The organism is Kutzneria kofuensis (assembly GCF_014203355.1).
GTDB lineage: Bacteria > Actinomycetota > Actinomycetes > Mycobacteriales > Pseudonocardiaceae > Kutzneria > Kutzneria kofuensis.
This window is the reverse complement of sequence record NZ_JACHIR010000001.1, coordinates 4,590,667-4,609,569: the sequence shown is the minus strand read 5'-3', so window position 1 is coordinate 4,609,569 and position 18,903 is coordinate 4,590,667. Positions and strand designations below refer to the sequence as shown.

Genomic DNA, 18,903 nt, shown 5'->3' with positions numbered 1-18,903 from the left:
GCTCACGGGGCCCACCCTAGTCACGCCTGCGGCAGGCGCAGCCGGCTGCGCACCAGCTTGCCCGTCGGCGAGTGCGGCAGCACGTCGGCGAACTCCACGCTCACCGGCACCTTGAACTTGGCCAGCCGCTCCGCGCAGTGCTCCACCACGGCGTCCTGCGTGAGCTCCGCGCCCTGGCCCAGCACCAGCACGGCCTTCACCGCCTCGCCGGTCGTGTCGCTCGGCACGCCCACCACGGCCGCCTCCGCGACCTGCGGCAGCTCGGTGATGACCTGCTCCACCTCGTGCGGGTACACGTTGAAGCCGTTCACGATGATCAGGTCGCCTGCGCGGTCGACCAGGTGCAGGTCGCCGTCGTCGTCCAGGTAGCCCACGTCGCCGGTGCGGAACCAGCCCTCGGCGTCCGGGCCGTGCTCGCCGTCCGGCCAGTAGCCGCTGAACAGGTTCTCGCCGCGCACCGACACCAGGCCGGCGTCGTCGTCCGGCAGCACGAACTCCTCGTCGTCGGCGAACGGCTGCCCGTCGGTGTCCACCAGCCGCAGCTCGATGCCCGGCAGCGGACGGCCGACCGAGCCCGGCTTCACCTGGCCGCCGACGAGCGTGGAGGTGAGCACCGGGGCCGTCTCGGTGAGGCCGTAGCCCTCGAACACCGGCAGGCTCGTGGCCTTCTGCACCGCCTCCAACAGCGACGGGCTCAGCGGCGCGGCGCCCGAGGTGAGCAGGCGCACCGTCACCAGCGCGTCGCGCAGCCGCGCGGCGTCCACGTGCAACAGCGCCTGGTACATCGGGGGCACGCCGACCAACGTCGTCACCCGGTGCTGCTCGATGGCGTCAACTGCTGCCTCCGCGTCGAAACGTTGCAGCAGAACAGCGGTCGCGCCGGCGGCCGCGACCTGGAACAGTCCTGGTCCAAGCCCGTAGGAGTGGAACAGCGGCAAGGCGAGCAGCACGCGGTCGGCGGCGGTCACCGGCGCCGGGCGCAGCGCCGCGCACTGCGCCACGTTCGCCAGCAATGCGCGGTGCGACAGCATCGCCCCGCGCGGCACACCGGAGGTACCCGACGTGTACGCGAGCACCGCCACGTCCTCGCCGCCGCGCACCGACTCGCCGGTGAGGCCACCGTCGACCCGCAGCACCGGCGCGGGCAGCGCCTTGGTCGAGACGCCGTCACCGTCACCGACGAGCAGCGACGCGCCGCTGTCGTCCAGCACGCGGGTCAGCTCACGGACGGGGCCGCCGGTGCTGACCGGCACGACGACACCGCCGGCACGCAGCGCGCCGAACACGGACACCGCGAACTCCATGGACGTGGGCAGCCGCACCGCGACCCGGTCACCGGGCTGCAGGCCGGCGTCGCGCAGGCGGCGGGCCTCCACGTCGGTCGCCGCGTCCACCTCGGCCCAGGTCAGCACGTCCCCGGTGGTCGCGTCGATGAACGCGGGGTGATCCGCTCCCCGGACCGCGGCGGTCCGGACCAGATCCGCCACGTTGCTGACACCGGTCATGCGCGACCTCCCCATAGAGCCGATCGCAGGATTTTGTCACGCTGCTACGGCGTAACGCAGGACCTGGTCCCGACGTCTCACCAGGGTCCGCCCGTGAGCGCTACCTACTTGCAAGTAACAACACGTATGCTGCCGCTACGCCGACCAAGGGAGGTGCTGCTGGACCTATGAGCAGCCCTGCCCGCTCCGAACAGCCCAGTGGCCCGCCCCCGACCGCCGACGAGCACGCCGAGGCGTGGCAGCTCGTCGACCAGGCGCAGAGCGGCGACGTGGCGGCGTTCGGCCTGCTCTACGACCGGTACGTGGACCAGGTCTTCCGCTACGTCCTGTTCCGCGTCGGCGACCGCACGCTGGCCGAGGACGTCACCTCCGAGACGTTCCTGCGCGCCCTGCGCCGCATCACCACGGTCAGTTACCAGGGTCGTGACGTCGGGGCCTGGTTCGTCACCATCGCCCGCAACCTCGTGCTCGACCACGTGAAGTCGAGCCGGTACCGGCTGGAGGTCACCACCGCCGAGTTGGACGACAATCGCCAGGTCACGGCCGGTCCCGAGCAGGCAGTGCTGGACGAGGCGACCACGAACGAGCTGTTGCGCTGCGTGAGCGAGCTCAACGACGACCAGCGGGAGTGCATCGTGTTGCGCTTCCTGCAGGGCCTGTCGGTGGCCGAGACGGCGGAGCAGATGGGCCGGAACGAGGGCGCGATCAAGGCTTTGCAGCATCGCGCCGTACGCCGGCTGGCCCAACTGCTGCCGGCCGAACTGCGCTAGCTGTGCTCAAGTGCTGACGCAATGCTTCTACGCGTAACCGATGCAGTGCCGCCGTCGTTTCCTGGATTGGGAACGAACAGGTGGTGAGGTGGAGACCCGGATGGAGCACGAACGCGTCGCGGATCTGCTGCGGCGCTCGGCCGACGCGTTGGCGCCGACCCCGCGGGAGCGGGAGCGCATGCGGCTGCGGGTGCTCGCCGAGTTCAAGGCCATGGAGTTCGACGCCCCGCCGGCGCCGGTCCGGGACTTAGCCGGCCGGTCCACCGCGCCCGGCCGGCTGATGGTGGCGCTGGCCGCCGCGCTGTGCCTGATCCTCAGCCTCGGCGCGATGAGCCTGCTGCTCAGCCGCGACGCGCTGCCCGGCGACCCGCTGTACGCGATCAAGCGCTCCGCCGAGTCGGCGTCCTTCGGCCTGGCCTTCGACGACGCCGCCAAGGCCCGCAAGCACCTCGAGTTCGCCTCCGCCCGTATCGACGAGATGGAGGGCATGGCCGCCCGCGGTGGCACGCCCATCGGCTCGTACCTGACCGCGCTCACCGACTTCGACACCGACGCCGCCGCCGGCTCACGGCTGCTCACCGTGCTCAGCACCAACGGCGACGGCTCCGGCCTGACCTACCTGCGCGACTGGGCCAAGTCGCAGTCGCAGCGGCTCAAGACGCTGCGGCCGTCGCTGCCCGAGCGCGCCGACACCAGCGCCGACCTGCTGACCGCCATCACCGAGCGGGCCGACGCCCTGATCGCACGGCTGAACTGCTACACGATCACCACCGGCGCCACCGACGACGTCGGCGCGATTCCCGCCACGGGGACCTGCACCACGCGCCCACCGGCGTCGCAGAGCGGGAGCAACGCCCCGACGCCGACGTCCCAGCCCGGCGCGTCCGTGCTCACCAACGGACCCGGCGGCGGCAGCGCGCCGACCACCCAGACCACGACGCCGACGGTCACCTTCACCACCCCCACCGTCGCGCCGCCCGTGACGACCGGGTCCAAGGGACCGCCACCCACCACGACCAGCGGCAAGCCCACCGGCGTCACCGTGCCGCTGCCGCTGCCGGTGGGCACCCTGCCGCCGCTGCTGCCCGGACTGCCGAGCATTGTGCTCGGTGGTTGATCGCTACCCTTGCACGATGAGGAACCGGCAGGAGCGGTGGATCGGGAGGCGCGGCGGTGCCACGCTGGCGTGACGGGGCGGAGCACGCGGAACTCGACCGGATGGCCGAGCTGGCTGGCGAGGCGTCGGCCGACGCGGCGGTGGCGGCCGCCGCCGACCTGGAGGCCGCGCTCGCGGTGCCGCCGGACCTGACCGCCGCCGCGTTCTTCGACGTCGACAACACGATGATGATGGGCGCGTCGATCTTCCACTTCGCCCGCGGCCTGGCCAGCCGGAAGTACTTCACCACCGCCGACCTGGCCAGCTTCGCCTGGCGGCAGCTGCGGTTCCGGCTCGGCGGCAAGGAGAACCCCGACAGCGTCCGGGCCAGCCGTGAGCAGGCGCTCGGCTTCGTCGCCGGGCGCAGCGTGCAGGAGCTAGTCGACCTCGGCGAGGAGATCTACGACGAGCTGATGGCCGCCAAGATCTGGTCCGGCACCCGGGCCCTGGCCCAGATGCACCAGGACGCCGGGCAGCGGGTCTGGCTCGTCACCGCCACCCCCGTCGAGCTGGCGTCCATCATCGCGCGGCGGCTCGGGCTCACCGGGGCGCTCGGCACCGTCGCCGAGTCCAGGGACGGCGTCTACACCGGCCGGCTCGTCGGTGATCTGCTGCACGGCAAGGCCAAGGCCCACGCCGTCCGGGCGCTGGCCGCCCGTGAGGGTCTCGACCTGCGCCGCTGCACCGCGTACTCGGATTCGATCAACGACGTGCCGATGCTCTCCACCGCCGGCACCGCCGTCGCCGTCAACCCCGACCCCGCCCTGCGGGAGCTGGCCCGCCGCCGCGGCTGGGAGATCCGCGACTTCCGCACCGGCCGCAAGGCCGCCCGCATCGGCGTCCCCACCGTCCTCGGCGCCGGCGCCCTGGCCGGCGCCGTAGCCGCCGGCATCGCCTACCGCCGCCGCTCCTCCTAGTCAAGGCCCGAGTGTTCGGAACGGACCATTCCTCAACTCGGAGTTGAGGAATGGTCCGTTCCAAGCTTCGGGTCAGCGCTGCGGCTGCTGCATCTGCGGCTGCTGCGGGGCCTGCTGGTACTGCTGTTGCTGTGGGGCCGGCGGCTGGTGCGCCTGGGCCGCGTGCTGCTGCGCCGGCTGGTCGTTCGGCACGATGTAGACGGCCGTGCCGTACGCCGCGACCTCGCTCATCGTCTGCGCGATCTCGTTGCAGTCGAAGCGCATGGCCAGCACGGCGTTCGCGCCGTAGCCCATCGCCATCTGGCAGAGCCGGCCGACCGCCTCGTTGCGGGAGTCGGTGAGCATCTGGGTGTACTGGGTCACCTCGCCGCCGCCCAGGGACTTGATGCCGGCCATGAAGTTCACGCCGATCGCGCGGCTGCGCACGGTGAGGCCGAAGACCTCGCCGAACACGTGCGTGACGCGGCAGCCGGGCACGTCGTTCATGGTCGAGATCAGGATGGGGAACTGCGGGGGTGCGCTTGGCTGGGACATGTCCGCGAATCGTAGCCGCCACTGTCCCTTTCGGACTCGGTATTCGGTGCCCGATGCCCTACCGTGACGAGGGTGAGTGACGACGTGCTCGTCATCGGGGCCGGCGTGATCGGCCTGACCACCGCGGTATGTCTGGCGGAGGCCGGCGTGCGGACCCGGGTGGTGAGCACCGACCTGCCGCGGCAGACCACCTCCGCGATGGCCGGCGCCATGTGGGGCCCTGCCTTCGCCGAACCGGCCGAACAGGCCCTGCGCTGGAGCCGCGTCAGCCTCGACGAGTTCACCGAGCTGGCCCGCGATCCCGCCACCGGCGTCCGGCTCACCCGGGGCCGGATGGCCAGTCGCGCCGCGATCCCCCTGGACAACCTGCCGCCGCAGGTCACCATGGTCCCCGGCCTGGTCAACTGCGGCCCCGACGAGTTGCCGGCCGGCTTCGCCACCGGGCAGTGGGGCCGCGTGCCGCTGATCGACATGCCCCGCTACCTCGGTTACCTCACCGGCCGCCTGACCGCCGCCGGTGGCCGGCTGGACATCCGCACCGTCTCCCGCCTCAGCGAGACCGTCGACGAGGCCCCCGTGCTGGTCAACTGCAGCGGCGTCGGCGCCCGCCGCCTCGTGCCGGACCTGACTGTCCGCGCCGTCCGCGGCCAGCTCGTCGTCGTGGCCAATCCCGGGATCGAGGAGTTCTTCGTCGAGATCAGCACCGAGGCCGAGTTCGTGCACTACTTCCCGCACGGCGACCAGGTCGTGCTCGGCGGCGTGTCCACCGTCGGCGACTGGCGCCTCGACCCCGATCCCGGCATCGCCGAGGGCATCCTCGACCGCTGCGCCTCCGTCGAACCCCTGCTGGCCGGCGCGCCCATCCTCGAACACCGCGTCGGCCTACGCCCCGGGCGCACCCCCATCCGCCTCGAAGCCCGCGAGATCGCCGGCCGTCCCATCGTCCACTGCTACGGCCACGGCGGCCTCGGCGTCACCCTGTCCTGGGGGTCCGGCCGCGAAGCCGCGGACCTGGCCAGGGGCCTGATCTGATTCCTCAGTTCGCCACGTTCAGCGTGATGTTGATGCGGTCGGGCGTGGGGTAGGTGATGGTGCCCTCGCCCCGCGCATTCGCGTACTTTCCGGTCCCGCCGACGATCGCCATCGGATTCTGCACGGGCGACGGCACGACCATGGCGTGCATGGAGCTGAGGTGCAGCTCGCCCTTGGCGCCGGCGGTCAACCGCAGCACCAGCTTCATCTGCACGATGAGCTTCGGCGGGCTGTCCACGGTCACGTTGACCACGGTGCCGATCATCGAGCCGTCACCGGCGGCGGCGGAGTTCGAGTCGAACAGGGTGAGCAGCGAGCCGAAGGTGGTGCCGACGACGGGCTTGTCCAGCGGCGAGCTGGTGGCCCGCGACGCGACGAAGGTCAGCGCGTCGGCCGTCGCCGCCGACGCGGGGCACGCGCCGGCGACGACCAACCCTCCGGCGGCCATCGCCGGCGCCGCGAGCAATGCGGATCTCCGCGACCACAGCGCCATCCGACCACGGTAAGCACCGCGACCCGTCGGCGCAGGTCAGCGCCACGTTCGAGTGAAGTCAGCCGAGCCAGACGTTGCGACGCTGGGTGAGCAGTCGGTACAGCGTCTGCTGGATGGTCTCCCGCACCTGGTCGGTCAGGTTGAACACCAGCATCGGGTCCTCGGCGGCCCCGGGCTCGTACTGGTCGGTCCGGATCGGCTCGCCGAACTCGATGTACCACTTGGACGGCAGCGGGACCGCGCCCAGCGGCCCGAGCAGCGGCCAGGTCGGCGTGACCGGGAAGTACGGCAGCCCGAACAGCCGGGCGAGCAGCTTGATCTCGCCGATCTTGGGATAGATCTCCTCGGCGCCGACGATGGACACCGGGATGATCGGCGTCCGGGTGCGCAGCGCCGCGGACACGAAGCCGCCGCGGCCGAACCGCTGCAACTTGTACCGGTCCTTGTACGGCTTGCCGACGCCCTTGAAGCCCTCCGGCCACACGCCGACCAGCTCGCCGCCGCGCAGCAGCCGCTCCGCGTCGGGGTTACAGGCCAGGGTCTGCCCGGTCTTGCGGGCGATGGAGCTGATCATCGGCAGCCGGAACACCAGGTCCGCGCCGAGCATGCGCAGGTGCCGGTTGGCCGGATGGTGCTCGTGCACGGCCACGGCCGTCATCACCGAGTCCATCGGCAGCGTGCCGGAATGGTTGGCGACCAGCAGCGCCCCACTGTCGGCCGGCACGTTGTGCAGGCCGATCGTCTCCACCCGGAACCACTTCTCGTACAGCGGCCGCAGCAGCGGCATCATCACGTTGTCGGTCAGCTCCCGGTCGAAGCCGAACTCGTCGACCTGGTAGTCGCCGGTGATCCGCCGACGCAGGAACGCCAGCGTGTCGGCCAGTCGGCGCTCCCACTCGGGGGTGGCGTCGGCGGCCGGCTGGCCGGCGGAGTCCGCGGGTGGCGGCACCTGCTCCATCCGGGGTCGCGACGGCGGCGCCGTCCGGGGCGCCGGTCGGTCGGCGCCGTGCAACGGGATCACGCGCGCGTCGGGCATGGGTTCCACCTCCTCACTCACCTGATCGGAATACGGGCGGCGAAGTCGAGGATGCCCCGCTCCGCCGCCGCCAATGTCTCAGCGTCGATCGCCGGGCGCAGGGCCCGCCCGCTGACGTAGTCGTCGAACGCCTGCGTGGTGGTCCACCGCGGCGTGAAGCCGAAGTCACGCTGCAGCAGCGTGGTGTCCACGACACGGCCGAAGTTCAGGAACCGCATCTGGTCCGGCGAGAAGTCGACCAGCCGGGCGCTGCGCACCAGTCGGCCGACGGTGGGCACGGCCATGCTCGGCACCGGCAGCGCGATCCGGCCGGCCCGGCGGATGGCCTGGGAGAGCATCAGCACGCCGTCGCCGCCGACGTTGAACACGCCGGGCAGGTCGTGCAGCGTGGCCCGCTCCATCACGGCCAGCGCGTCCTCGGAGTGCAGTAACTGCATCCGGGCGTCGTAGCCGAGCACCGTGGGCACAACCGGCAGGGCGAAGTACCTGGTCAGCACGGTGTCGATGCGCGGACCGATGAAGTTGGTGAAGCGCAGGGTGGTCACCGCGACGTCGGGCCGGCGCCGGGCGAAGCCGCGGACGTAGCCCTCGACCTCGACGGCGTCCTTGGCGTAGCCGCTGGACGGCAGTTCCTTGGGCGCCATGTCCTCGGTGAACATCGCCGGGTCGCGCGAGCTGGCGCCGTACACGGCACTGGTGGACTTGACCACGAGCCGGCGGACCACGGCCGACCGCTGGCAGGCCGCCAGCAGCTGCATGGTGCCGATGACGTTCATCTCCTTCATCGCCGTGCGGCCGGTGGGTCCGGCCGGGTTGGCGGTGACGGAGGCGTGCACCACGGTGTCCACCCGGGCGCTGGCGATGACCTTGGTGATAAGCGGGTTGCGGATGTCGGCACGGACGAACTCCGCCCGGCCCATCCGCCGGAGCAGGTCGCGCGGCGGCGGCACGGTGTCCACGCCGAGGATCCGCTCGATCGACGGGTCGGCGGCCAGGCGCGCGGCGAGATGGCCGCCGAGGAAGCGGCTCACTCCGGTGACGAGGACGACATTGGGCGCCATGCGACTCCCTGCATAGGCGGCGACCCGAGCGATGCTACTCGTCGTGACGGCCCAGAACAGGGGCCAGGTACGTCGCATTGACGCAGGTCACGCGGGTATTTGCCCGACCTCACCCGATCGGCGGGATCTGACGGCGCAGCCGTAACGAAGGACGGCACCCGCGCGATCGCGTGACGACCGGGCGGGTGCCGACGGGCTTCAGGCCGAGCGCCTCACTTGCCGCGCTTGCGTCGCTGCACCCTGGTCTTGCGAAGCAGCTTGCGGTGCTTCTTCTTCGACATGCGCTTGCGGCGCTTCTTGATGACCGAGCCCATGCGGGATCCTTCGCTGTCGACGGTGTGGTCGTTGGTGGTGCCCTAGTGCTGCGAGAAGGGCTGCCGAGCCCCTGCCGCCGCGGGTCGCGGCCATGGCACCGAGCACGAACGACCTATCACTTTACCCGCAGGGCCGAGCCCGGCTGGCACAGGTACCAGCCGGGCGCTCGATCGGCTGTCTCATCCCGCGTCGTAGTAGGCGTTCTCCAGGTAGTCCTGCACCGCGGTTTCGGTCACCCGGAACGACTTGCCCACCCTCACGGCAGGCAGTTCGCCCGAGTGCACCAGGCGGTACACGGTCATCTTCGAGACCCGCATCACCTTCGCCACCTCGGCGATGGTGAGGAACTGGACCTGTGCGAGCCCGGGATGCGTTGTCTCCTTCTGCTGCGCCGGCATGTGTCACCGCGTCCTTAAACACGTGTCGCGCCGTCGGCTTCCCCACCGGCGGTATCGACACGCACGTGCTCACCCGAGCGTAGCGGGACGCATGGGGCTGCTGCGACGTCCGAGCCGCGCTGTGCGCCCAGTGGTGTCGGGATCCACCCGTACGCACCACCCCACCCGCGCGGTTCGACCATTCGGCACACGGACGGCGTCGCTCACCGATCGGACCGGGCGCTCGTGAATACGGCCGGTCAGGCGTCGTGGGCCCGGCCGAGCTCGGCGGACCGGTCTCGCGCCGCCTCGATCGCCGCCAGCAGCGCGGCCCGCACGCCGTGCTTCTCCAGCTCGCGGATCGCCATGATCGTGGTGCCGGCCGGCGACGTCACGGCCTCACGCAGCGTCACCGGGTGCTCCCCGGAATCCGCCAGCATCGTCGCCGCGCCGACCGCCGACTGGATGATCAGCTGCGCCGCCGTCGCCCGCGGCAGGCCGAGCAGGATGCCGGCGTCGATCATGGCCTCGACCAGGAAGAAGAAGTACGCCGGCCCGGAACCGGACAGCGCCGTCACGGCGTCCTGCTGCGCCTCCGGCACCCGCAGCACCTTGCCCACGCTGCCGAGCAGCTTCTCCACCAGGTCCATGTGCTCCTGGGTGGCGTGCGCGCCGGCCGAGATCGCGCTCATGGCCTGGCCGACCAGCATCGGCGTGTTCGGCATCACCCGGACGACCGGCGTGCCCTCGGGCAGCTCGCGCTCGTACAGCGCGGTCGGCAGGCCCGCGCACAGCGACACGACCAGGGTGCCCGGCTTGAGCAGCGGGTTCAGCTCGGTCAGCAGCGGGTCGATGTCCTGCGGCTTGACCGCCACCACCAGCACCTCGGCCTCGCCGGCCGCCTCCGCGACCGTGACCGCCCGCACGCCGTAGCGCTCCGTCAGCTCCCGGCAGCGCTGCTCGTAGCGCTCCGTGAACAGCAGGTCGCCCGCCCCCCAGCCGGCGTCGAGCAGCCCGGACAGCAGCGCCTCACCGATCTTGCCTGCCCCCAGCACCGCGATCGTCGTCATGCCGAACAGCGTGCCAGCCGCCGCCACCGAAAAATTTCTGCCCCGGTTGTCGAGAATGGGGCGACGGCTCCGTCCCAGGGGCACGAGACGGACCGAACGAAGGAGAACGACCATGAAGTACCTGCTGCTCAAGCACTACCGCGGCGCCCCGGAGCCGGTGGGCTTCGAGCCGATGGACAGGTGGACGCCGGCCGAGGTGGACGCGCACATCCAGTACATGCGGGACTTCGCGGACAAGCTGAGGAAGACCGGGGAGTTCGTGGACGAGCGGGCGCTGGCGCCGGACGGGGCGTGGGTGCAGTACGGCGGCGAGGGCAAGCCGGCGGTGACGGACGGGCCGTTCGCGGAGACGAAGGACCTGATCGCGGGCTGGATGATCATCGACGTGGACTCCTGGGAGCGGGCGGTGGAGCTGGCCGGCGAGCTGTCGGCGGCGCCGGGCAAGGGCGGGACGCCGATCCACGAGTGGCTGGAGGTCCGTCCGCTGATGAGCGAGACGCCTACGGTGACGGAGTGAACGAATCCCTGCTGCGGGAGCTGGTGCCCGCGGTGATCGGTGTCCTCGTCCGGCGCGGAGCGGACTTCGCGTCGGCCGAGGACGCGGTGCAGGAGGCGCTGATCCGGGCCCTGGAGGCCTGGCCGGCGGATCCGCCGCGAGACCCGAAGGCCTGGCTGGTGGCGGCGTCGTGGCGCAAGTTCCTCGACGCCGTCCGGGCCGAGTCGTCGCGGCGGGGCCGGGAGCTCGCGGTGGAGGTGGAGCCCCCGGCCGGCCCGGTGCCGGCCACGGACGACACGCTGCGGCTGTTCTTCCTGTGCGCCAACCCGACCCTGCCGCCGGCCGCGGCCGTCGCCCTGACGCTACGGGCGGTGGGTGGCCTGACCACCCGTCAGATCGCGGACGCCTACCTGGTTCCCGAGGCGACGATGGCCCAACGGATCAGCCGGGCCAAGCGGAAGATCGCCGGGCAGCGGCTGGACCAGCCCGGCGACCTGGGGACCGTGCTGCGGGTGCTCTATCTCGTGTTCAACGAGGGCTACGGCGGCGACGTCGACCTGGCGGCCGAGGCGATCCGCCTGACCCGGCAGCTCGCCGCCCTGACCGACGAACCCGAGGTCGCCGGCCTGCTCGCGCTCATGCTGCTGCACCACGCGCGCCGTGCGTCCCGCACCGGCCCGGGTGGTCGGCTGGTCCCGCTGGCCGAGCAGGACCGGTCGCTCTGGGACACGGGTCTGATCGCTGAGGGCGTGACCGTCCTCCAGGCCGCGCTGGCCCGCGACCGGCTCGGCGAGTACCAGGCGCAGGCCGCGATCGCCGCCCTGCACGCCGACGCCCGGAGCACGGCCGAGACCGACTGGGTGCAGATCGTCGAGTGGTACGACGAGCTGCTGGCCATCACCGACAGCCCGGTGGTGCGGCTGAACCGGGCGGTGGCCATCGGCGAGGCCGACGGGCCGCAGGCCGGACTCAAGGCCCTGGCCGACCTCGACCCGCGCCTGCCGCGCTACGCCGCCGCGACCGCGTACCTGCACGAACGCGCCGGCGACCTGGAACGGGCCGCCGACCTGTACGCCGAGGCTTCCCGCGCCGCCACCAGCGTGCCCGAGCGCGACCACCTCACGAGGGAGGCCGCCCGGGTGCGGCAACTGCTCTGAGCTCAGAGCAGGACGAGGTAGGCGTCGAGCTGGGCCGCGCCGGCGAGCAGGTTCCGGCTGCGCGCGGCCAGGCGATCCCGCCAGGAGTCGAGGAAGGTGCTCAGCGCGTCGGCCCCACCCGCCTCGCGCAGCGACTCGACGAACCGCGCGACCTGATGCAGCGGGTAGCCACCGCGGCGCAGCTGCCGGGCGATCTCGGCGTCGCGCACGCAGTCCGGTCCGTATTCGCGGTAGCCCGTTGCCCGGTCGCGGTCGGGGTGCAGGATGCCCTCGGCCTCCCAGGTCCGCAGCGTCGCCGGGTGCACGCCGAGCCGGCGCGCCAGCTCGCCCACGGTCAGCGGACGCCCGCGGACCGGGGCGGGAGCGCTGGACAGGCTGTCCAGTGCCGCGGCGACCTCGGCGCGGGTGTCGCGTTCGGCCTGCAGCGCGACGTGCGCGGCGTCGATGAGCCGGTAGGCGGACTCGGTGTCGCCCCGGTTGACCGCGCGCATGATCTCCAGTGCCTGCTGGTGCCCGTGGCCGCCGCGCAGCGCGAGGAAGGCGCGCAGGGCCTGGGCGTGCAGGGGCGTGTAGCGCCGGTGGCCGATGTCGCTGCGCTCGGCCGGCGGGAGGACGCCGGCGTCGTCGTAGTTGCGGATCGCCTGCGCGGACAGCCCGTGCTCCCGGGCCAGGTCGATGGGTCGCAGCTTGCACCTCCGTTTGAGGTTTCAAGCTATCGAACGCAGGTCGGCGTCGAGCGAACTTCACTCGATTCTTCAACGATACGGTTGAGGGGAGTTCCTTCCGAAGAGGGGTGCTCCATGTCCACTGCCACCGCCCTGCGTGCGATCGGCCGCCAACTCGACGACTCGGCCGGCCTGGGCCGTGCCGTCGACGACCTGCTCGCCGCGCGGGCCGAGCCGCCGGTCCTGCTCGCCCTCGGCGAGCCGACCCACGGGATCAAGGCTTTCCCGTTGCTACGCAACGAACTCCTCGCCCACCTCGTCGAGCGCGGCTACCGGTCGATCGCGCTGGAGATCGATTTCTTCGCCGCGGCCGTCGTCGACGACTACGTGAACGGGGCCACGGCGGAGATCGACACCGTGCTGGCGACCGGATTCAGCCACGGGTTCGGCAACGTGCCGGGCAACCGTGAACTCGTCGAATGGCTCCGCACTCACAACACCGACCGCGCGCCACAGGACCGAATTCGCTTCTACGGCTTCGACGCGCCGACGGAGACCGCCACTGCGCCAAGCCCGCGACACGCGCTGTCCGCGGTCGACGGCTACCTGCCGGCGGCGCTGCGCCCCGCATCGGCCCACGACCTCGACGCACTGCTCGGCGACGACGCTGACTGGGCGAACCCGGCGGTCATGTACGACCCCACGGCGTCCATCGGCGACTCCGACCGCGCACGCGCCCTGCGCATCGTCGCCGACGACCTCGCCAGCGCACTGCGCCGCTCGGCCCCCGCTCTACGCCCCGCCGACCCGACCGGCTACGACCACGCCCTCGCGCACGCGCGTACCGCCCAGAGCCTGCTGCGCTATCACGCGGCCATGGCCAGCCCCGCGCCCGACCGCGTCTCGACCCTGCTCAGCCTGCGCGCCGAGATGATGGCCGACAACCTGCTCGACATCGTCGCCCAGGAGCGACACCGCGGGCCGAGCCTGGTCTTCGCGCACAACATGCACCTGCAGCGCCGGCAGTCGCAGATGCAGTTCGGCGACCACGAGGCGCACTGGGGCAGCGCCGGCGCGCTCGTAGCGCTCGCCCTCGGCGAGCGCTACGCGTTCGTGGCCACCGACGGCCGCCCCGACAGCGAACCGGGCACGCTCCAGGGCGCGCTGGCCGAGGCGACCAACCGCCGTGCCCTGTTCCCGATCGACGCCCTGCGCGCCGCGCTTCCGCCGGCCATCGGCACGGGCACACCGATCGTGCCCGGCCACCTCCCGCTCAACCCGGCCGACCTCGACGGCGCCGACGCGGTCATCTACATCGCCGACACCGACGGGAAACGGGTCCAGTACTGGTGATCAGGAGCTGTTGGTCTCCTGCGGGCTCAGGGCCAGCTGACGGGCCTGGCAGACCAGCCGGCCGGAGGCGTCGAGAATGGTGGCGTCCTGGTCGAACCACTGCCCGTGGACGGCGCGGCACTCGACCTGGGCCCGCAGCCAGCCGGGCTCGGGGCGGGCCCGCACCAGGCCGGTCAGCTGCACGGTCGGCGACCAGCCGAAACGGCCGAGGTTGAACGTCAGCGGCATCGCGATGTCACCGGCCACCAGCGCGAAGAACGGGTCGGGCTGCTCGCCGCCGCGGGGACGGACCCACATGCGCAGGCGCAGCGGGTCGCCGGTGCGGCGTTCGAGGAAGCCGGCCCCGATGGGGTCGACGACCACCTCGCACGCCCGGGCCAGCTTGAACACGCCGACGGCGTTGGGCAGGGAGCCCAGGTCGATGGCGTTGGCCGGCGGCAGCACGGGCAGCTCGGGGAGATCCCGCCACGCCGGCCGCTCCTCGGGCAGCCGGCCGATCGTGACCATGGCCTCGACACACGCCGAACCACGCTGTTCAAGGCTGACCCGCACGACCACCACGGTCCGCCCGGTCTTGCGGATCTCGGTGCGCAGCATGACCGGCCCGACCGACGGGGCGCGCAGGAACTGGGCGCTGACCGCGAGCGGGTCGAGCAGCTCGCTGCCGGAACCCTCCAACACCTGCACACCGGCCCGGGCCAGCAGCGCGAGCAGGAAGCCACCGTGCGGCTTGGTGCCGACGGTCCAGTCCGCGGGCAGGGTCGCGGTGGCGGTGCCGTCGCCGAGCGGGCGGACGGCGGACGCGGCCGAGAAGGGCCGGATCGCCGCCGCCTGTCCGGCGCTCATGACCGCCCGACCAGGGACCGGAGGAAGAACGCCGTGTTCGCGGGGCGTTCGGCCAGCCGCCGCATCAGGTAGCCGTACCACTGTTCGCCGTAGGGCACGTAGACACGCACCGCCTCACCTGAGTTGACGAGCCGTCGCTGCTCGTCGGGTCGGATTCCGTACAGCATCTGATATTCGTAGCTACCTGGTTTACGGCCGTACCACAGCGCGCGTTCGGCGATCACGGCGACAAGTCTCGGATCGTGGGTCGCGAACATCGGGTAGCCGCGACCGGCCAGCAGCGCGTTGGCGCAGCGTACGTAGCTGAGATCGACCTCGTGCGGGTGCGCGAACGCCACCGACGACGGCTCCGCATATGCCCCTTTGCACAGCCGAACGCGGGACCCGCTGCCGGCGAGCGCCACACAGTCGTCGAGGGTGCGGCGCAGGTACGCCTGCAACACGGCGCCGACCCACGGCCACTGCCGCCGCAGTTCGGCCAGCACGCGCAGCGTGGAGTCGGTGGTCGTGTGGTCTTCCATGTCCAACGTGATCGTGGTGCCGCACTGCTCCGCCGCCGCGGCGATGCGCGAGGCGTTGTCGAGGGCGAGGCGCTCGTCCAGCGCCTGGCCCACGGCCGACAGCTTCACGCTCACCTCGGCACGCGCGGACAGCCCGTCGACGTGCAGGCGGTCGAGCAGCCGCAGGTACGCCTGCACGGTCTGCTCGGCGAGCCGCTCGTCAGTGGTGTCCTCGCCCAGGTAGTCCAGCGACACGGACAGCCCGTCGGCCACCAGGCGTGCGGTGACGTCGACGACGTCGTCCGTGCTCTCACCCGCGACGAACCGGCGCACGACGTCCCGGCTCACCGGCGCCGTCGCCACGAGCCTGCGGACGGCATCGTTGGCGCCGGCCGCGAGAATCAGGGTTCGCAGCGGATGCACGGCGTGACTCTACGTCCCATCGGACGATCACGGTTACCGAAGTTACCGATCAGTTCTGCCCGAGATTCAGCCGTGCGAAGAGCAGCGCCTCGGCCAGTTCCGCCGCCCGCTCGCCCGGACCACGGGCCTTTCGGGTGTTCACCTCCAGCACGACCTGCCCGGAGAAGTCCGAGGCGGCGAGCTGTTCACAGAGCGTCGCGCAGGGCGCTATGCCACGACCGGGCACGAGGTGTTCGTCGCGGGCGGCGCCGCTGCCGTCGGCGAGGTGGACGTGCACCAGGCCCTTGCCCATGCGCTGCGCCATCGCCAGCGGGTCCATCTGCGCGGCGGCGGTGTGCGAGAGGTCGAGCGTGTAGTGCCGGTGCCCGACGTCGGTCGGGTCCACGGACGGCTTGAACGCCGACAGCTCGGTGCCGCGCAGCCGCACCGGGAACATGTTCTCCACGGCGATCGCGATGCCGCTGGTCTCGTTCAGCTCCTCGACCAGCTCGGTGAAGCGGTCGGCGTAGCGACGCTGCCAGCGGAACGGCGGGTGCACGACCACGGTCGGCGCGTCCAGCACCTGCGCGGCGGTCACCGCGCGACGCAGCCGGATCACCGGGTCCGGGGACCACACCCGCTGGCTGATCAGCAGGCACGGCGCGTGCACGGCCAGCACCGGCACGCCGTGCCGGTCGGACAGGTCCAGCAGCGCGTCCATGTCCTGGCTGACCGGGTCGGCCCAGACCATGACCTCGACACCGTCGTAGCCGAGGTCGCCGGCCAGCTCGAAGGCCGCGCCCACCGGCTCCGGGTACACCGACGCGGTGGACAGCCCGATCGGGATGTGTCGACCGGACAACTAGTGCCCGATCAGCCGCAGCGCGGCCGGCGACACCGTCACGATCAACCCGACGAGCACGGCGAGCACCATGGTCTGCAGGTCGTCGGCCTTGCGGATGCGCCGCACGACGATCACCAGCGCGACGATCACCGCGACCGCGGCGGCCAGCGCCGCCGCCGGCAGCGCGTTCCACAGCCACTGGAAGCCGAGCCAGAGCGCGGCGCCGCCGACGACGCCGATGGCCAGCTGGGCGATCATCATCAGCCACTGCTTGGCCGGGGAGCCCTCGGCCTCCTCGCCGTCCTCCTCGTCCTCGACGGCCAGCGAGCCGCCGACACCGGCGGGCGCGGCGTCGTGGTCCACGGCGTACGAGAAGGCGTTTTCCTGCTCGTAGTCGTACTCGTAGTCCTCGTCGCCCTCGTCGACGTACGGGCCGGCGTGCGCCTGCGTGCTCTCCATCGGCGTCTGCGTGCCAACGCCGGCGAAGGGGTCGTCATCGTCGTCGACGAGCGGCCCCGGATGCGCCTGCGTGCTCTCGCCGACCGCCGCCGGGATGCGCGGCAGCTGCTCGGTGACGCCCTCCTGCGGCGGCGCGCCGGCCAGCCGGTTCGCCAACGGGTTCGGCGGCGGCGTGTCCGGGGTGATCGGGCGCAGGTGCGTGGTGTCCGCGGTGGCGTCCACCGGCGGTGGCGTGCCGGGCGGCGTCGGCCGGAAGTAGCCGGTGGGCGGCTGCTGCGACGGCTGCTGGGGTGCCTGCTGCTGCCCCGACGGCTGTTGCGGCGCCTGCTGGGGCCCCTGCCGCATCAGGTCGGCGCGCGACAGGTTGGTCCGTGACGACTCGATGCGCGGCGGTGGCGGCGGAGGCGTGCGACCGGCCGCCGGCGCGGCGGGCGCGCCGGGGCGCACCGGCGGGCGCATGCCCGTGGAAGTCTGCTGCGGAGCGGCCGCGGGCGGCTGCTGCTGTTGGGGGCCCGCCGGCGGCATGGGCGGCGGCGGGGACTGCTGCGGCCCGGCCTGCGGCGGCTGCTGCACCGGCCGCTTGGGCAGCTGCTGCGACGTCGCCGCGGGCGGCGTCGGCGGCTGCTGCTGGCGCACCGGCGGCTGCGTGCCGACGGTGGTCTCCTCCGCGTCGTCACGGATGGCCATCAGGTTGCCGCTGTCCGACAGCACCCGGTCGATGATCGTCTGGGGCGACGTGTCGGACGGCTCGTCGGCCCGGCGCCGACGACGTCTGGGCGCACCGTCGTCGGAGTTGGCCCCGTACTGGGCGAGCAACTCCGCGACCGTGCGCTGACTGCGCTCGGAACCGCTTTCTCGACTCATTGATTCCACCGTGCCCCGAAGTGCGCCGTCCGTCCAGTCTCGCCGGGCGGCGCAGCGCCGTCCGTGTGGTCCAGTCGCCGAAGGATGACACCTTCGCGCAGCGCCCAGGGGCAGATCTCGAGTTCTGTGAGTGACAACGCTCGCATGGTGGCCTCCGCCACGAGTGCGCCGGCGACCAGCTGCGCCGACCGGCCGGCGCTGACGCCCTCCAGCTCGGCCAGGTCCGCGGCGGACATCCGGGAGATGAACGCGATCAGCTGGCGCAGCCCCGAGTGGGTGAGCACCCGCCGCACCCGCGGCCCCTGGCCGGACGGGGCGGCGCCGGTCAGCCGGGCCAGCGTGCGGAACGTCTTCGAGGTGGCGGCGACCAGGTCCGGCTCGCCCAGCCGGAGCACCCGCTTGGCCACCGGGGCGAGCTGCTCGTCGATCCATTCGACCGTGTCGCGCAGCTCGTGCCGGCTCGGCGGGTCGTGCTTGAACCGGGTCCGGGTGACCCGGCCCGCGCCCAGCGGGATCGAGCAGGCCAGGTCCGGGCTCTCGTCGCGGCCGACGGCGATCTCCAGCGAGCCGCCGCCGATGTCCAGGTTCAGCAGCCGGCCGGCGGACCAGCCGTACCAGCGGCGCACCGCCAGGAAGGTGTAGCGGGCCTCGTCCTCACCGGTGAGCACCTGCAGGTCGACGCCCGTCTCCTTGCGCACGCGCTCCAGCACGGTCGCGGAGTTGCCGGCCTCGCGCACCGCCGAGGTGGCGAACGCCATCAGGTCCTCGCAGCCGAACTGGGCGGCCGACGCCTTGCCGTCGGCGACCGCCTTGACCAGCGTGTCGGCCCCGTGCTTGGACAGCGTGCCGCTGCCGGTGAGCTGCTCGGCCAGCCGCAGCACCGACTTCTCCGAGCTCATCGGCGTCGGATGGGCACCACGATGCGCGTCCACCACCAGCAGGTGGACAGTGTTCGACCCGACATCAAGCACCCCTAGGCGCACGCGGAGCACCGTACCTGGCGGGCGTGACAATCCCGTAATCCCCCATCCGGTGAAGCGCTTCCACCGGA

General features: G+C 72.2%; 21 protein-coding genes. 7 read left to right on the top strand and 14 right to left on the bottom strand.

All coding sequences use genetic code 11. The annotated features are described in order from the left end of the window. Positions 1 to 20 precede the first annotated feature (20 nt). Positions 21 to 1,505: an AMP-binding protein gene (locus BJ998_RS21340; protein WP_184864216.1), complete on the bottom strand. Its 1,485-nt coding sequence runs from the start codon at positions 1,503 to 1,505 to the stop codon at positions 21 to 23. A gap of 167 nt (positions 1,506 to 1,672) precedes the next feature. On the opposite strand from BJ998_RS21340, the gene BJ998_RS21335 reads away from it, so the two are divergent. The 3 genes from BJ998_RS21335 (at position 1,673) to BJ998_RS21325 (ending at position 4,348) form a co-directional block, all read left to right on the top strand. After that, positions 1,673 to 2,275 carry a sigma-70 family RNA polymerase sigma factor gene (locus BJ998_RS21335; RefSeq protein ID WP_184864213.1) on the top strand — a complete coding sequence of 201 codons (603 nt, stop codon included), beginning with the start codon at positions 1,673 to 1,675 and terminating at the stop codon, positions 2,273 to 2,275. Positions 2,276 to 2,375: 100 nt separating this feature from the next. Further along, positions 2,376 to 3,392 carry a DUF5667 domain-containing protein gene (locus tag BJ998_RS21330; RefSeq protein WP_184864211.1) on the top strand — a complete coding sequence of 339 codons (1,017 nt, stop codon included), beginning with the start codon at positions 2,376 to 2,378 and terminating at the stop codon, positions 3,390 to 3,392. A gap of 101 nt (positions 3,393 to 3,493) precedes the next feature. Continuing rightward, positions 3,494 to 4,348 carry an HAD family hydrolase gene (locus BJ998_RS21325; RefSeq protein WP_184868837.1) on the top strand — a complete coding sequence of 285 codons (855 nt, stop codon included), beginning with the start codon at positions 3,494 to 3,496 and terminating at the stop codon, positions 4,346 to 4,348. A gap of 72 nt (positions 4,349 to 4,420) precedes the next feature. Here the strand turns inward: BJ998_RS21325 and BJ998_RS21320 are convergent, their stop codons facing one another. Beyond that, positions 4,421 to 4,882: a YbjQ family protein gene (locus tag BJ998_RS21320; RefSeq protein ID WP_184864210.1), complete on the bottom strand. Its 462-nt coding sequence runs from the start codon at positions 4,880 to 4,882 to the stop codon at positions 4,421 to 4,423. Between the two features lie 72 nt (positions 4,883 to 4,954). Between BJ998_RS21320 and BJ998_RS21315 the strand changes: the two genes are divergently transcribed. Next, entirely contained in the window at positions 4,955 to 5,914 is a 960-nt protein-coding gene (locus BJ998_RS21315) for an NAD(P)/FAD-dependent oxidoreductase (protein WP_312890260.1), read from the top strand. Between the two features lie 4 nt (positions 5,915 to 5,918). Here BJ998_RS21315 and BJ998_RS21310 read toward each other — a convergent pair whose 3' ends face one another. The 6 genes from BJ998_RS21310 to proC all read right to left on the bottom strand — a co-directional run bounded on the left by BJ998_RS21310 (position 5,919) and on the right by proC (position 10,266). Then, entirely contained in the window at positions 5,919 to 6,407 is a 489-nt protein-coding gene (locus BJ998_RS21310; RefSeq protein ID WP_184864209.1) for a dirigent protein, read from the bottom strand. Between the two features lie 58 nt (positions 6,408 to 6,465). After that, on the bottom strand, positions 6,466 to 7,443 hold the full coding sequence (locus tag BJ998_RS21305; RefSeq protein ID WP_184864208.1) for a lysophospholipid acyltransferase family protein: 978 nt from the start codon (positions 7,441 to 7,443) through the stop codon (positions 6,466 to 6,468). Positions 7,444 to 7,460: 17 nt separating this feature from the next. Further along, positions 7,461 to 8,504: an NAD-dependent epimerase/dehydratase family protein gene (locus BJ998_RS21300; protein WP_184864207.1), complete on the bottom strand. Its 1,044-nt coding sequence runs from the start codon at positions 8,502 to 8,504 to the stop codon at positions 7,461 to 7,463. A gap of 212 nt (positions 8,505 to 8,716) precedes the next feature. Then, on the bottom strand, positions 8,717 to 8,818 hold the full coding sequence (locus BJ998_RS21295; protein ID WP_015105422.1) for a 30S ribosomal protein bS22: 102 nt from the start codon (positions 8,816 to 8,818) through the stop codon (positions 8,717 to 8,719). Between the two features lie 180 nt (positions 8,819 to 8,998). Then, positions 8,999 to 9,217: a helix-turn-helix domain-containing protein gene (locus BJ998_RS21290; RefSeq protein WP_184864206.1), complete on the bottom strand. Its 219-nt coding sequence runs from the start codon at positions 9,215 to 9,217 to the stop codon at positions 8,999 to 9,001. Positions 9,218 to 9,456: 239 nt separating this feature from the next. Then, positions 9,457 to 10,266, bottom strand: a complete 810-nt coding sequence (gene proC, locus BJ998_RS21285) for a pyrroline-5-carboxylate reductase (protein ID WP_184864205.1) — start codon at positions 10,264 to 10,266, stop codon at positions 9,457 to 9,459. 112 nt (positions 10,267 to 10,378) lie between these two features. On the opposite strand from proC, the gene BJ998_RS21280 reads away from it, so the two are divergent. Together BJ998_RS21280 and BJ998_RS21275 are read left to right on the top strand one after the other, a co-directional pair. Then, positions 10,379 to 10,783, top strand: a complete 405-nt coding sequence (locus BJ998_RS21280; RefSeq protein WP_184864203.1) for a YciI family protein — start codon at positions 10,379 to 10,381, stop codon at positions 10,781 to 10,783. Then, the gene (locus BJ998_RS21275) at positions 10,780 to 11,919 is read left to right on the top strand and encodes an RNA polymerase sigma factor (protein ID WP_184864202.1); all 1,140 of its coding nucleotides are present in this window, start codon (positions 10,780 to 10,782) and stop codon (positions 11,917 to 11,919) included. The genes BJ998_RS21280 and BJ998_RS21275 overlap by 4 nt, the downstream gene beginning before the upstream one ends. 2 nt (positions 11,920 to 11,921) lie before the next feature. Here BJ998_RS21275 and BJ998_RS21270 read toward each other — a convergent pair whose 3' ends face one another. After that, entirely contained in the window at positions 11,922 to 12,605 is a 684-nt protein-coding gene (locus BJ998_RS21270; RefSeq protein WP_184868835.1) for a TioE family transcriptional regulator, read from the bottom strand. 114 nt (positions 12,606 to 12,719) lie between these two features. Between BJ998_RS21270 and BJ998_RS21265 the strand changes: the two genes are divergently transcribed. Beyond that, positions 12,720 to 13,937 (top strand): erythromycin esterase family protein, encoded by a 1,218-nt coding sequence (locus tag BJ998_RS21265; protein ID WP_184864201.1) that lies wholly within the window; start codon positions 12,720 to 12,722, stop codon positions 13,935 to 13,937. Here BJ998_RS21265 and BJ998_RS21260 read toward each other — a convergent pair whose 3' ends face one another. From BJ998_RS21260 to BJ998_RS21240, 5 genes are read right to left on the bottom strand one after another with little or no spacing between them, the layout of a single operon-like run. Next, positions 13,938 to 14,783 carry a thioesterase family protein gene (locus BJ998_RS21260; protein ID WP_184864200.1) on the bottom strand — a complete coding sequence of 282 codons (846 nt, stop codon included), beginning with the start codon at positions 14,781 to 14,783 and terminating at the stop codon, positions 13,938 to 13,940. Continuing rightward, positions 14,780 to 15,706, bottom strand: coding sequence for a proline dehydrogenase family protein (locus BJ998_RS21255; protein ID WP_184864199.1), 927 nt, complete (start codon positions 15,704 to 15,706; stop codon positions 14,780 to 14,782). The genes BJ998_RS21260 and BJ998_RS21255 overlap by 4 nt, the downstream gene beginning before the upstream one ends. A 49-nt stretch (positions 15,707 to 15,755) precedes the next feature. After that, on the bottom strand, positions 15,756 to 16,547 hold the full coding sequence (locus BJ998_RS21250; protein WP_221338084.1) for a sugar phosphate isomerase/epimerase family protein: 792 nt from the start codon (positions 16,545 to 16,547) through the stop codon (positions 15,756 to 15,758). Beyond that, positions 16,548 to 17,852: an Rv0497 family membrane protein gene (locus tag BJ998_RS47605; protein ID WP_246488634.1), complete on the bottom strand. Its 1,305-nt coding sequence runs from the start codon at positions 17,850 to 17,852 to the stop codon at positions 16,548 to 16,550. Then, a complete protein-coding gene (locus tag BJ998_RS21240; protein ID WP_184864198.1) occupies positions 17,849 to 18,835 on the bottom strand; it encodes a Ppx/GppA family phosphatase in 987 nt (328 codons plus the stop codon). The genes BJ998_RS47605 and BJ998_RS21240 overlap by 4 nt, the downstream gene beginning before the upstream one ends. Between the last annotated feature and the right edge of the window lie 68 nt (positions 18,836 to 18,903).